We start from the raw sequence: 12,883 nt of genomic DNA on the forward strand, positions 1-12,883 counted from the left end.
CCTCGAAGGGACGTCGAAACAGTCGCTGGCCGCAGGCCGCTATTGTCCCGGCGATATTAGGCAAAACCATTACAAAACCTCACAAACTGCGCACCGCAGCGTGTGAGGTTCTTGAAGGGCCGCCCTGCGCAGCGGTGGATTACTGCTTGAGCACGTCGGCGCCCGCAGGCACCTTGAACTCGAAGGTCGTGGCCGGCAGGGATGCCTGGGTCTGCAGCTTGCTGAAGCGGATCAGCGAACGCTGGCCAAAGCTGTCGAGGATGTCCAGCGCCGAAAGCTGCCCATCGGCTGCAAAGCCCACGCGCACGCTCTTGAGCTGGCCGTTCCTGTCCTTGGGGCTGGCCTGGACCCATTGCAGGCCATCCTGCTCGGGCGCGGACTGCAGATCGAAGTCGGCGCTCAACGCCTTGAGATCGCTGGCCGACGCCAGGATGGCGGCAGGCGTGCTGCCCAGGGCCTGGGCCTGCGCGCGCTGCGTGACCTGGTTGAGGTCGGCGTCATAGAGCCACAGCGTCTTGCCGTCGGCCACGATGGTCTGCTCGAACGGCTTGGTGTAGACGAACCTGAACTTGCCGGGACGCTGGAATTCGAATTGGCCGCTGGAGTTCTTGGTGCGCGGCGGCTGGCCATCCTTGGACGGGGCCGTGACGGCCTGGGTGAATTCGGCGCGGCCGGCCTGGGAATTCTTCATGAAGGCTTCCAGGCTCTTGAGGCCATCGGCCCACGAGGCCGTCGCGCTTGCCGCGATCACAACTGCAGTCAACAGACGTTTCATTCTTTCTCCATGATTGCGAAATGCGGGCTCATTCCCCGGCGCGCGCCGGCACCAGCACTTCGCGCTGCCCGCTGGCCGTGAGACCGCTGACCAGGCCCGCCTTTTCCATATCTTCCAGCAGGCGGGCCGAGCGGTTGTAACCAATCCTGAGCTTGCGCTGCACATACGAGATGCTGGCCTTGCGGTCCTTGAGCACCACTTCCACGGCCTGGTCGTACATGGGGTCCTTCTCGCCGTTGCCGCCGTCGCCGGACTCCGCGCCGAACTCGCTGTCGCCCTCGGCCGTGCCGCCTTCGAGCACACCCTCGATATAGTCGGCCTCGCCCTGCTCCTTGAGGTAGCCCACGACGCGGTGCACTTCCTCGTCGGACACAAAGGCGCCGTGCACGCGCACGGGCAGGCCCGTGCCGCTGGCCATGTAGAGCATGTCGCCCATGCCCAGCAGGGACTCGGCACCCATCTGGTCGAGCACGGTGCGGCTGTCGATCTTGCTGCTGACCTGGAAGGCGATGCGCGTGGGAATGTTGGCCTTGATCAGGCCGGTGATCACGTCCACGCTGGGGCGCTGGGTGGCCAGGATCAGGTGGATGCCGGCCGCGCGGGCCTTCTGGGCCAGGCGCGCGATCAGCTCCTCGATCTTCTTGCCGACCACCATCATCAGGTCGGCCAGCTCGTCGATGACGATGACGATGTGCGGCAGGCGCTGCAGCGGCTCGGGCTCCTCGGGCGTGAGGCTGAAGGGGTTGGGAATCGATTCCTCGCGCGCCTTGGCCTCGTCGATCTTGGTGTTGTAGCCCGCCAGATTGCGCACGCCCAGCTTGCTCATGAGCTTGTAGCGGCGCTCCATCTCGGCCACGCACCAGTTCAGGCCATTGGCGGCCTGCTTCATGTCGGTGACCACGGGGCACAGCAGGTGAGGAATGCCTTCGTAGACCGACATTTCCAGCATCTTGGGGTCGATCATCAGCAGGCGCACATCGCGGGCCTCGGCCTTGTACAGCAGCGACAGGATCATGGCGTTGATCCCCACCGACTTGCCCGAACCCGTGGTGCCGGCCACCAGCACGTGCGGCATCTTGGCCAGATCGGCCACCACCGGGTTGCCTACGATGTCCTTGCCCAGGCCCATGGTCAGCATGCTCTTGGCGTCGTGGTAGACCTGCGAGCCCAGCACCTCGGACAGGCGGATGGACTGGCGCTTGGCATTGGGCAGCTCCAGCGCCATGAAGTTCTTGCCGGGGATCGTCTCGATCACGCGGATGGACACCAGGGACAGCGAGCGCGCCAGATCCTTGGCAAGGTTCACGATCTGCGAACCCTTGACACCCGTGGCCGGTTCGATCTCGTAGCGCGTGATCACGGGGCCGGGCATGGCGGCCACCACATGCACTTCCACGCCAAAATCCTTGAGGCGCTTTTCGATCAGCCGGCTGGTCATCTCCAGCGTCTCGGGCGAGACGCTTTCCTGGCGCTGCTGCGCCGCATCGAGCAGGTCCACCTGGGGAAGCTTGCTGTCGGGCAATTCGGAGAACAGCGGCTTCTGGCGCTCCTTGACCACGCGCACGCTGGGGGCTGCCGCCTCCTGCAGCACGGGCTCGATGATCTGCACGGGCTGCGGGTGCTGCACGGCGCTTTCCGTGCGCTCTTCCTGCAACACCTCTTCGCGCTCGCGCGCGGCACGGCGGCCTGCGGCCTCGTCCCGGGCCTTCTCGCGGCGCGCGAAGAGGAAATGCACCCATCCATCCAGGCGTGCGCCCATGGATTCGGCCAGATGCCCCCAGGAAAAGCGGAACACCATGGCCAGGCCGATCACGGCCACGCAGATGCCGATCAGGCCCGAACCCATGAAGCCCAGCCATTGCAGGCTGTGGTAGCCCAGCATGTAGCCAAAGACGCCGCCGGCAGGGCCTGGCAGCACGCTCTCGAAGCGGTACAGCCGCGTCCATTCCAGCGCGCAGCTTGCGCCCAGCAGCAGCAGCAGGCCACCCCAGAAACGCAGGCGCCGGCGCCACAGCGGCGGCAGTTGCACGCCATCGCGGGGCACGCCGCCCCGCAGCCAGCGGGCGAAGGAAGACATCCAGGTCTGCACCGAGGCCAGCACCAGCCACCAGACCGACATGCCGAAGCCGAAATAGCAGGCGTCGGCCAGCCAGGCTCCGACGCGGCCCATCCAGTTGGCGACCAGGCGCGCGTGTCCCGCCCCGGAGGTGGACCACGCTGGATCCTGGGGCGAGTAGCTGAGCATGGAGGCAAGCCAGAACACCAGGGCCAGCAGCCCCGCCAACAGCAGCATTTCATGGCCGAAGCGCGCCACCATGCCGGGGCGCGCCGCAGACTTGGATTTGCCCTTGGCGGATGTGGAAGCGTTCAGAGCGTTCAATGAGTAGGTCATACGCAGGCGGGAGCTTACCCCAGCCCCCTCGGGCTGGCCGCAAAAACAGCCAGGACGGCCTGCTAGCGTAATGCAAGCACTTGCAACAGAACATGACGCCGCAGCATGACGGCGCCATGTCGATCATTTTTGACAATCCGGGCCATTGATCCGCATGGCAACGGGAACCCGGCTGCGGAGCGATACTCCATGGCTGTGCCCGATGTATCTTTTTTCTGCACGCCGACTGCCGGCGTGCGCCTTTTTCAAGAACTGCATCCATGTCTTCTACGCAACACGCCAAAGTCCTGATCCTCGGCTCCGGCCCTGCCGGCTACACGGCCGCCATCTACGCCGCGCGCGCCAACCTCAACCCGCTGCTGGTGACCGGCATGGCCCAGGGTGGCCAGCTGATGACGACGACGGAAGTGGACAACTGGCCTGCGGACGTGAACGGCGTACAGGGCCCCGAACTGATGCAGCGCTTCCTGGAGCACGCAGAGCGCTTCAAGACCCAGGTGGTGTTCGACCACATCCACAGCGTCGATTTCTCCAAGCGCCCCTTCACGCTGACCGGCGACTCCGGCACCTATACCTGCGACAGCCTGATCATCGCCACGGGCGCCTCGGCCAAGTACCTGGGCCTGCCCTCCGAAGAGGCCTTCATGGGCCGCGGCGTCTCGGGCTGCGCCACCTGCGATGGTTTCTTCTACCGCGAGCAGCCCGTGTGCGTGGTCGGCGGCGGCAACACCGCCGTCGAGGAAGCCCTGTACCTGTCCAACATCGCCAGCAAGGTCACCCTGGTGCACCGCCGCGACAAGTTCAAGGCCGAGCCCATCCTCGTGGACAAGCTCATGGACAAGGTCCGTGCCGGCAAGATCGAACTCAAGACCCACTTCGTGCTCGACGAGGTGCTGGGCGACCAGTCCGGCGTGACCGGCATCCGCATCAAGAGCACCCAGGATGGCCATGCCGAGGACATCCAGCTGCAGGGCTGCTTCATCGCCATCGGCCACGCGCCCAACACCGAGATCTTCAAGGGCCACCTGGAGATGGACGAGACCGGCTACATCATCACCCAGGGCGGCCTCAAGGGCTTCGCCACCCAGACCAGCGTGCCCGGCGTGTTCGCGGCCGGCGACGTGCAGGACCATGTCTACCGCCAGGCCATCACCAGCGCCGGCACGGGCTGCATGGCCGCGCTGGACGCCCAGCGCTTCCTGGAGCAGGAATAAGCGGGAAGCCATCCCGCCCGCCCTGCCCTCGTGCAGGGCGGCAAAAGCCCCTGGCTGCCGCCGTGATTGGCTGGCCCAGGGGCTTTTCTCATGAAGACGCTATAATCCGTGGCTTTGCTGAATTTGAAGCGCGCCTTGCTTGCATGGCCAGGACACTTTCAGCGATGGGGTTACCGCCACCCTTTATGGCGAGGTGAGGTTGCCGGCAGGCCCTGCAGCAAATGCAGGGCATCAGCGTCGGCGGCTGTACAACTATCGGAGTGTCCTCATGGCACGCGTATGTGAAGTAACGGGCAAGAAGCCCATGGTGGGAAACAACGTTTCCCACGCCAACAACAAGACCAAGCGTCGTTTCCTGCCCAACCTGCAATACCGCCGTTTCTGGGTTGAGAGCGAAAACCGTTGGGTGCGCCTGCGCGTTTCCAGCGCTGCTCTGCGCCTGATCGACAAGAACGGTATCGACTCCGTGCTCGCAGACCTGCGTGCCCGTGGCCAAGCCTAAATCCCTCAAGGAGAAACACCATGGCTGCTAAAGGCGGACGCGAAAAGATCAAGCTGGAATCCACTGCAGGAACCGGCCACTTCTACACCACGACCAAGAACAAGAAGACAATGCCCGAGAAGATGGCGATCATGAAGTTTGATCCCAAGGCTCGCAAGCACGTCACGTACAAGGAAATCAAGCTGAAGTAATTCAGCCTGTCCCTGGTACCGACAAAGAAACCGCCCGGCGCAAGCCCGGCGGTTTTTTTGCGTCCCTCACCCGTGGCGCGCGGGCTGGCCCAGCTGCGCGCAGGCCATGGCGCCGAGATCGCGGCAGGCCTGCTCGACCACGCCATCCACGGGCAGGGTGCAGCCCAGGCGCATGCAGTGCTCGTAGCGGCCCGAGTTGGAGAACATGCTGCCCGGCGCCGTGCGTATGCCGCGCGCCAGCGCCTGCGTGAACAGCGCGGACGTGGACACGCCAGCCGGAAGCTCCAGCCACAGGCTGAGCCCGCCGGGCGGCAGGCTCAGCCGCGTTCCCAACGGGAAAAAGCGCGCCACCAGCTGCGCCATGCCCTCGCGCTGGCGCCGCAGCTGCTGCTTCAGGCGCTGCAGATTGCGCAGATGCGCGGGCGAGCCCACGCAGGCGGCCGCCAGCAACTGGGCCAGGGTCTGGGTCCCCCGGCTGCGCGCGAACTTGAGCATCTGCACACGGCCATGCCACTGGCCGGCGTTCATCCAGCCCTGGCGCAGGCCTGGCGCCATGCTCTTGTTGAAGGCCTCGCAATAGATCACATGTCCCGGCAGGCGGTCCCAGGCCTTGATGGGGCGCACGGGCTGGCTGCTTTCCACGAACAGGCCGTAGGAGTCGTCCTCGATCAGCGCCACGCCGTGGGCGGCGCACAGCTCGACCAGTCTGGCCTTGTGTTCATCGGGAATGCGCGTGCCCAGCGGCATCTGCAGCTCGGGCACGACCACCACGGCCTTCAGCCGGGGCTGGGTCTGCAGGGCCAGCTCCAACGCCTCAATGGACAGGCCGGTGCGCGGGCTGCAGGGAATCTCCAGCGCCTGCATCTGCAAGGACTCCACCACCTGCAGCAGGCCGTAGTAGGTCGGCGACTCCACGGCCACCACATCCCCCGGCGAGGCCACAGCGGCCAGCGCCAGGCTCACGGCCTCGGAATTGCCCGTGGTCGCCAGCACATCGGCCGGTGCGACATGGATGCCCGCCGCCAGCGCGCGCCGCGCCATGGCCCGCTGGAAATCAGGGTGGCTGCCCATCATGGAACGCCCCAGCACCAGCAGATCGGGCTGCTCGCGCAGCAGCCGGGCAGCCGCCTGGTTCAGGTAGCCGCGATCGAACAGTTCCGGCGGCGGCGTGGCACCGCCCAGGTCCACCTGCACATCGGCCTGGCGGCCGCGCTCCAGCATGAGCGAGATGTGCTCATTGATGCCCGCAAAGTGCTGTTGTGGCAACGGCTGCACGGGCTGGCTCAGATCCGGTTCGCTGGCAGGCGCCAGCCCTGCAGGCCGGGCATCGCGCACGAAGTAGCCCACGCGCGGGCGGGCCTCGAGCTGGCCCAGATCCTCCAGATGCCGCAGCGTCTGCAGCGCCGTGGACAGGCTGACCTCGTGGCGGCGCATCAGTTCGCGCACGGAAGGCATGCGCTCGCCCGCCTTGAGCGTGCCCATCTCCATGGCCAGGCTGTAGTCGGCCGCCAGGCGGCGGTACAGGGTGGGGGCGGCGCTTGCAGCGGTCATGGGCAGGATGGAAAACGGCTGGGGATGGAAGTGCTTGACCGAGATCTTGTCTCAAAGCGCTGTTACGCAACAGATACAGATCATCAGGTCATGCAGCAGAACAGAACATGGACTGCCTGCACTGCTGCGGCGCAACAAACCATAGGCTGTGCCTGTGCCAAAGAGGGCCGAATGCCTACGCTTGGGGCCTGGAACTACAGGACACCGACCCATGCACAACGCCCACACCCGCTCTTTCGAACTGCGCCATCTCGCCCCCGGAAACGACCTGTATCTGTCCATGCAGGAGGGCTGCGAGCTGTTCTGCCGCCAGGGCAGCCTGGAAATCAGCGTCCCGCAGCAGGCCTGGGCCGATGCAGCGCCGGGGCTGACCCTCAGGCTGCAGCCGGGCCAGGGCTGGCGCGCAGGCGCGGACCTGCGGATAAGAGTCCGCTCCGTGTCCCAGGCCACGGCAGGTCTGGAACTGCAGCCGAACCCCGCAGCAAAAAGCCGCATCGCCTCCGAAGAGAAGATGCGGCCCCGGGAATGGACGCTTGCCGGCTGGCTTCGCAGCTTCAGGCGTGGGCAGCGCGCAGCTTGACCGAGAACTCCTTGAGCGCAGCAATGCCGCTGGCCTCGGCGCGATGGCACCAGGCCTGCAGATGGGCCGTCAGCTGCTCGCGCGACAGCGAGGTGTTGAGCCACAGCTGGCGCAGCTCCTCGCGCATGACCAGCATCTGGTCCAGCACGGGATGGGCGGCGCGCGCCTGGGCCAGCTGGTCCTGCGCCTGGGCGGGCACCTTGTCGGCATCGCGGTGCAGCCAGCGGCGCGCCGTCCTGAGCAAGGACAGGTCGGCCTGCTGCGCCTTGCGCTGCTTGAGCGCATCGAGTTCGAACTGCACGGCGGCACGCACGCCGCGCGCATAGCGGGCCATGACCTCGTAGCGGTTGGCGATCACGGCCTCCAGCGTCTTTTCGTCGGCCACAGGCTTGATAGCGCCCATGACCAGCCTGGGCGGCGTTTTCTTGACCTTGGCCCAGCCGACCGCCTGCATCGCCCGGATGTAGGCCCAGCCCACATCGAACTCATAGCGCTTGACCGAGAACTTGGCCGAGGTCGGATAGGTGTGGTGGTTGTTATGCAGTTCCTCACCGCCGATGACCAGGCCCCAGGGCACGAGGTTGGTGCTGGCGTCCTGGGCCTCGAAGTTGCGGTAGCCCCAGAAATGGCCCAGGCCGTTGACCACGCCGGCAGCCCAGAACGGAATCCAGGCCATCTGCACGGCCCAGATGGTCAGTCCGATGGCGCCGAACAGCAGCACGTTGATGACCAGCATCAGAGAAGGACCCCAGATCGAATGCCGGCTGTAGAGATGGCGCTCGATCCAGTCGTCGGGCGTGCCGTGGCCGAACTTCCTGAGCGTCTCGGCGTTCTTGGCCTCTTCGCGGTACAGCTCCGCGCCCTGGCGCATCACGGTATCCAGCCCGCGCGTTTGCGGGCTGTGGGGATCGTCCTCGGTTTCGCACTTGGCGTGGTGCTTGCGGTGGATGGCCACCCACTCCTTGGTGACCATGCCCGTGCCCAACCACAACCAGAACCGGAAGAAATGCGAGGGCACCGGCCCCAGGTCCAGCGAACGATGGGCCTGGCAGCGGTGCAGGAAGATGGTGACGCCCGCAATCGTGACGTGGGTGGTGACCAGGGCATACAGCAGCAGCTGCCACCACGACAGCTGCCACAGGCCATGGGCCATCCAGTCCAGGGCAATGTTCCAAACCGACGCGAAATCCACAGACATGACCCAAGCCTTTGCCAAAGCCGGCGCCCAGTGGCACCGATGCCTCAATTTTAGGCGAGCCCCCCGTGAAGGCGTTCGGCAATCTCCCGCGATTTACAGCTTATTGCGTCTGCAAGTTACGGCTTCCGGGCCCAAACGGCGGCGAAAAACCCGTCCGTCTCATGGCGCTGGGGCCACAGGCGCAGGTACTGCGTGCCGGTCTCGCCGCCGCTGCACAGCACATCGCCCCGCTCCACCTTGAGCTGGGCCAGAAGTTCTCCGGCATCCATGGCCACGAAGTCAGAGTGCTCCGCTGCAAAGGCCTCGGCGATGGCTTCGTTTTCCTGGGGCAGGACCGAACAGGTGGCATAGACCAGGCGCCCGCCCGGCTTGACCAGCCGCGCAGCACTGGCCAGGATGGCCGCCTGCTTTTGCGTGAGTTCCTCGATGGCCTTGGCCGACTGGCGCCACTTGAGGTCGGGGTTGCGGCGCAGCGTGCCCAGGCCCGAGCAGGGCGCATCGACCAGCACGCGGTCGATCTTTCCGGCCAGGCGCTTGACGCGGTCGTCGCGCTCATGGGCGATGGCCGCGGGGTGCACGTTCGACAGGCCCGAGCGCGCCAGGCGCGGCTTCAGGGCCTCGAGCCGGTGGCCCGAGACATCGAAGGCGTACAGACGCCCCGTGCTGCGCATCGAAGCACCAATGGCCAGGGTCTTGCCGCCTGCGCCTGCACAGAAATCGACCACCATTTCGCCGCGCTTGGCATCGAGCATCAGCGCCAGCAGTTGCGAGCCTTCGTCCTGCACCTCGATGGCACCGCGCGTGAAAGCGTCCATCCGGGCCAGCGCCGGCTTGCCCTGCACACGCAGGCCCCAGGGCGAGTAAGGCGTGGCTTCGGCGGCGATGCCGGCATCGGCCAGTTCCTTTTGCACATCGGCACGCTTGGCGTTCAGCGCATTGACGCGCAGATCCAGCGGCGCGGCCTGTTCCATGCTCTGGGCAAAGGCCCAGAAGTCATCGCCCAGTTGCTGCTGTAGCGGCGCGACCAGCCATTCGGGAAGGTTGTGGCGGTGCGGCTCCATCAGTTCGTCGGGACGCACGGCCTCGCAGGCGTCCAGCCATTGCAGCTCCTGCGGCGACAGCGCGGCGCGCACGAAGCTGCGTGCGTCCTTGACACCTTGCTCGGTCTTGCCAGCCACGCGGGCCAGTGCCTCCTGGCTGTGGGCAAAGCCCAAAATGGCCAGCCTGCGCTCACGCGAGCCGCTGCCAGAACGCGCCAGGCTCTCAAAAAGCAGCTTCTTGCGCAGCACGGTGTAGGCGGTCTCGGCCAGCGCAGCGCGCTCGCGCGGGCCCAGGTTGCGGTTTTCACGGAAAAAGCGTGACACCACGGCGTCGGCCGGGTGTTCGAAAGTCAGGGTGCGCTTGACCAGTTCGGCGCAGGCGTCGAGAAGCTGTTTGGGATGCATGGCCGCGATTGTCCCACTGCCTTGCAAATCCGAGAGGGGCGCAGGTCGGAACCCGGAGCAACGCCGGGCTGGCACGGCTACCATGGCGCCCCATGACCGATGACGACCTGCCCCCTCTGATTGCCACGCCCCCGGGCCTGTACCGCCACTACAAGGGCGCTCCCTACGAGGTGCTTGCCACCGTGCGCCACAGCGAAACGCGCGAGTCCATGACCCTGTACCGCGCGCTCTACGGCGAGCGCGGCCTGTGGGTGCGGCCGGCCGCCATGTTCAACGAAACCGTGGTCATCAACGGCGTGGAGCAGCCCCGCTTTGCACGCTGCCCCGAAGTGGAGCAGCAGGCCTTTCAGAGCGAAGGCCTGTGAGCAGACCCTAGCCCCGCATCAACTGCGCCACGGCGCGCGGGTAGATGATGTGCTCCTGCACCAGCACGCGCGCGGCCAGTGCCTGGGCCGTGTCGCCGGGCAGCACGGGCACCACGGCCTGCTCCAGGATGGGGCCCACATCCAGCTCGGCCGTCACGCGGTGCACGGTGCAGCCGGCGAAGCGGCAGCCTGCATCGATGGCCCGCTGGTGCGTGTGCAGGCCCGTGAAGGCGGGCAGCAGCGAGGGGTGGATGTTGATCATGCGACCTTCGTAATGCGCAACGAAGCCCGGCGTGAGGATGCGCATGAAGCCGGCAAGCACGACCAGCGCGGGCGCGTGCCGGTCGATCACCTGGGCCAGCTCGGCGTCGAAGGCCTCGCGGCTGGGGAACGGGCGGTGGTCCAGCACCTCGGTGGCAATGCCCTGCTCGCGCGCGAAAACCAGGCCCGAAGCCTCGGCCTTGTTGCTGACCACGGCGGCCACGCGGGCGCCATAACGCCGCGCCCAGTCCTGTTGCTGCGAAGCACGCACAATGGCAGCCATGTTCGAGCCGCCGCCCGAGATCAGGATCACGATATTTTTCATGGGCGGCGATTGTCGCACCGCGGGCCGCGCGGCCTGCGCCAGCCCCGGCAAGGCCCATGGCCCTGCCGGGCCTTGTCACCTCTTGCCCTCAGACCCATGCCATTCGATCCCCGCTCCACCCCCTTGACCGCCGTCGAAGCCCGCGTGCTGGCCACCCTGATGGAGAAGGCGCGTACCGTGCCCGACAGCTACCCGCTCACGCTCAACGCACTGGTGACGGGCTGCAACCAGAAAAGCAGCCGCGATCCGGTGATGGAAGTCAGCGAGGGCGAAGCCCAGGAAGCGCTGGACAGCCTGCGCCTGCGCACCATGTCCGTGCAGATCAGCAGCGCACGCGCCACGCGCTGGGAACACAACTTCCCGCGCGGCGTGGGTGTGCCCGACCAGAGCGCCGTGCTGCTGTCCCTGCTGATGCTGCGCGGCCCGCAGACGGCTGGCGAGCTGCGCATCAACTCCGAGCGCTGGCACCGCTTTGCCGACATCTCCTCGGTCGAAGCCTTCCTGGAAGAGCTGCGCGAGCGCAGCGAGGAAAAAGGCGGCCCGCTGGTCGTCCTGCTGCCCCGCGCGCCCGGCGCGCGCGAACAACGCTGGGCCCACCTGCTGTGCGGCCCCGTGGACGTGAACGCGATCGCCTCGGCCCCTGCGGCAGCAGGCGCACGCGGCGATGCCCTGGCCCAGCGCGTGGTCGATCTGGAAGCCCAGGTACGCCAGCTGCAGGCACGTCTGGCACATGTCTACGCCCAGCTGGGTCTGGAAGAACCCGATCAGCCTGCCTGATATCCGGCGGCCGTGAAGCCATCAGGGATTGCCATAGGTTGTCACGCCCTGGACAGTTCAAAAAAGAACGCGCGTGCTACAAAAGCCGGGATTGAAGGAGACACAGTCCATGGACCTGGCATTTACCCCTGAAGAACAGTCCTTTCGCGAGGAAGTCCGCGCCTGGGTGCGGGCCAACCTGCCCCAGGACATCGCGCACAAGGTGCGCCATTCGCTGCGCCTGACGCGCGACGACCTGCAGAACTGGGCCAAGATTCTTGGCAAGAAAGGCTGGCTGGGCTACGGCTGGCCCAAGCAGTTCGGCGGACCCGGCTGGAACGCCGTGCAAAAGCACCTGTTCGAGGAGGAATGTGCCCTGGCCTGCGCGCCGCGCATCATTCCCTTCGGCCCCGTGATGGTGGCGCCCGTGATCATGGCCTACGGCACGCCCGAGCAGCAGCAGCGCTTTCTGCCCGGCATTGCCAGCGGCGAAGTGTGGTGGAGCCAGGGCTACTCGGAGCCGGGCTCGGGCTCGGACCTGGCCAGCGTCAAGACCCGCGCCGAGCGCGTGGGCGACAAGTACATCGTCAACGGCCAGAAGACCTGGACCACGCTGGGCCAGTACGGCGAATGGATCTTCTGCCTGGTGCGCACCAGCAACGAGGGCAAGCCCCAGACCGGCATCAGCTTCCTGCTGGTGGACATGAAGAGCCCTGGCGTGACCGTGCGCCCGATCAAGCTGCTGGACGGCGAGTGTGAGGTCAACGAGGTCTTCTTCGACAATGTGGAAGTGCCGGCCGAGAACCTGATCGGCGAGGAGAACAAGGGCTGGACCTACGCCAAGCACCTGCTCAGCCACGAGCGTACCAACATCGCCGACGTGAACCGCGCCAAGCGCGAGCTGGAACGCCTCAAGCGCATCGCCAAGGCCGAAGGCGTCTATGAGGACCAGCGTTTCCGCGACGAGATCGCCAAGCTCGAAGTCGACGTGGTGGCGCTGGAGATGCTGGTGCTACGCGTGCTGTCGGCCGAGAAATCGGGCAAGAACCCGCTGGACATCGCCGGCCTGCTCAAGATCAAGGGCAGTGAAATCCAGCAGCGCTACTCCGAGCTGATGATGCTGGCCGCAGGCCCCTTCAGCCTGCCCTTCATCGAAGAAGCCATGGAAGCCGGCTGGCAGGGCGACTTCCCCGGCGGCGTGGCGGACAACGCGCCGCTGGCATCGACCTATTTCAACATGCGCAAGACGACGATCTACGGCGGCTCCAACGAGGTCCAGAGAAACATCGTCGCTCAGACGGTGCTGGGCTGATTTTGGCTGGAGTTTC

At 66.1% G+C, this 12,883-nt stretch carries 13 protein-coding genes; 7 read left to right on the plus strand and 6 right to left on the minus strand.

Annotation, left to right across the window (positions count from 1 at the left end):
* Positions 1–139 precede the first annotated feature (139 nt).
* A complete protein-coding gene (lolA, locus tag AC5I49_RS14740) occupies positions 140–775 on the minus strand; it encodes an outer membrane lipoprotein periplasmic chaperone LolA (protein WP_026062340.1) in 636 nt (211 codons plus the stop codon).
* 28 nt (positions 776–803) lie between these two features.
* Positions 804–3,167: a DNA translocase FtsK gene (locus AC5I49_RS14745; protein ID WP_016445764.1), complete on the minus strand. Its 2,364-nt coding sequence runs from the start codon at positions 3,165–3,167 to the stop codon at positions 804–806.
* Positions 3,168–3,427: 260 nt separating this feature from the next.
* Between AC5I49_RS14745 and trxB the strand changes: the two genes are divergently transcribed.
* From trxB to rpmG, 3 genes are all read left to right on the plus strand, one after another.
* Positions 3,428–4,381, plus strand: coding sequence for a thioredoxin-disulfide reductase (gene trxB, locus AC5I49_RS14750; protein WP_016445763.1), 954 nt, complete (start codon positions 3,428–3,430; stop codon positions 4,379–4,381).
* Positions 4,382–4,649: 268 nt separating this feature from the next.
* Positions 4,650–4,883, plus strand: a complete 234-nt coding sequence (gene rpmB, locus AC5I49_RS14755) for a 50S ribosomal protein L28 (protein ID WP_012207163.1) — start codon at positions 4,650–4,652, stop codon at positions 4,881–4,883.
* 20 nt (positions 4,884–4,903) lie between these two features.
* Positions 4,904–5,074 carry a 50S ribosomal protein L33 gene (gene rpmG, locus AC5I49_RS14760; protein WP_012207164.1) on the plus strand — a complete coding sequence of 57 codons (171 nt, stop codon included), beginning with the start codon at positions 4,904–4,906 and terminating at the stop codon, positions 5,072–5,074.
* Between the two features lie 66 nt (positions 5,075–5,140).
* Here rpmG and AC5I49_RS14765 read toward each other — a convergent pair whose 3' ends face one another.
* Positions 5,141–6,625, minus strand: coding sequence for an aminotransferase-like domain-containing protein (locus tag AC5I49_RS14765; protein ID WP_016445762.1), 1,485 nt, complete (start codon positions 6,623–6,625; stop codon positions 5,141–5,143).
* 211 nt (positions 6,626–6,836) lie between these two features.
* Between AC5I49_RS14765 and AC5I49_RS14770 the strand changes: the two genes are divergently transcribed.
* On the plus strand, positions 6,837–7,205 hold the full coding sequence (locus AC5I49_RS14770; RefSeq protein ID WP_016445761.1) for a hypothetical protein: 369 nt from the start codon (positions 6,837–6,839) through the stop codon (positions 7,203–7,205).
* Here AC5I49_RS14770 and AC5I49_RS14775 read toward each other — a convergent pair.
* Both AC5I49_RS14775 and AC5I49_RS14780 read right to left on the minus strand, forming a co-directional pair.
* Positions 7,180–8,403: a DesA family fatty acid desaturase gene (locus AC5I49_RS14775; protein WP_016451099.1), complete on the minus strand. Its 1,224-nt coding sequence runs from the start codon at positions 8,401–8,403 to the stop codon at positions 7,180–7,182. The two genes, AC5I49_RS14770 and AC5I49_RS14775, sit on opposite strands and share 26 nt — an antisense overlap.
* A gap of 116 nt (positions 8,404–8,519) precedes the next feature.
* Positions 8,520–9,848 (minus strand): RsmB/NOP family class I SAM-dependent RNA methyltransferase, encoded by a 1,329-nt coding sequence (locus AC5I49_RS14780; protein WP_133072215.1) that lies wholly within the window; start codon positions 9,846–9,848, stop codon positions 8,520–8,522.
* Between the two features lie 92 nt (positions 9,849–9,940).
* Here AC5I49_RS14780 and AC5I49_RS14785 point away from each other — a divergent pair, with 92 nt between their 5' ends.
* On the plus strand, positions 9,941–10,213 hold the full coding sequence (locus tag AC5I49_RS14785; RefSeq protein WP_016445758.1) for a DUF1653 domain-containing protein: 273 nt from the start codon (positions 9,941–9,943) through the stop codon (positions 10,211–10,213).
* Positions 10,214–10,220: 7 nt separating this feature from the next.
* Here the strand turns inward: AC5I49_RS14785 and purN are convergent, their stop codons facing one another.
* On the minus strand, positions 10,221–10,799 hold the full coding sequence (purN, locus tag AC5I49_RS14790) for a phosphoribosylglycinamide formyltransferase (RefSeq protein WP_016445757.1): 579 nt from the start codon (positions 10,797–10,799) through the stop codon (positions 10,221–10,223).
* 96 nt (positions 10,800–10,895) lie between these two features.
* On the opposite strand from purN, the gene AC5I49_RS14795 reads away from it, so the two are divergent.
* Positions 10,896–11,576: a YceH family protein gene (locus AC5I49_RS14795; protein WP_016445756.1), complete on the plus strand. Its 681-nt coding sequence runs from the start codon at positions 10,896–10,898 to the stop codon at positions 11,574–11,576.
* A 109-nt stretch (positions 11,577–11,685) separates the two neighbouring features.
* Positions 11,686–12,867 (plus strand): acyl-CoA dehydrogenase family protein, encoded by a 1,182-nt coding sequence (locus tag AC5I49_RS14800; RefSeq protein WP_017405188.1) that lies wholly within the window; start codon positions 11,686–11,688, stop codon positions 12,865–12,867.
* The last annotated feature ends 16 nt before the right edge of the window (positions 12,868–12,883 follow it).

Source organism: Delftia sp. (assembly GCF_059499305.1).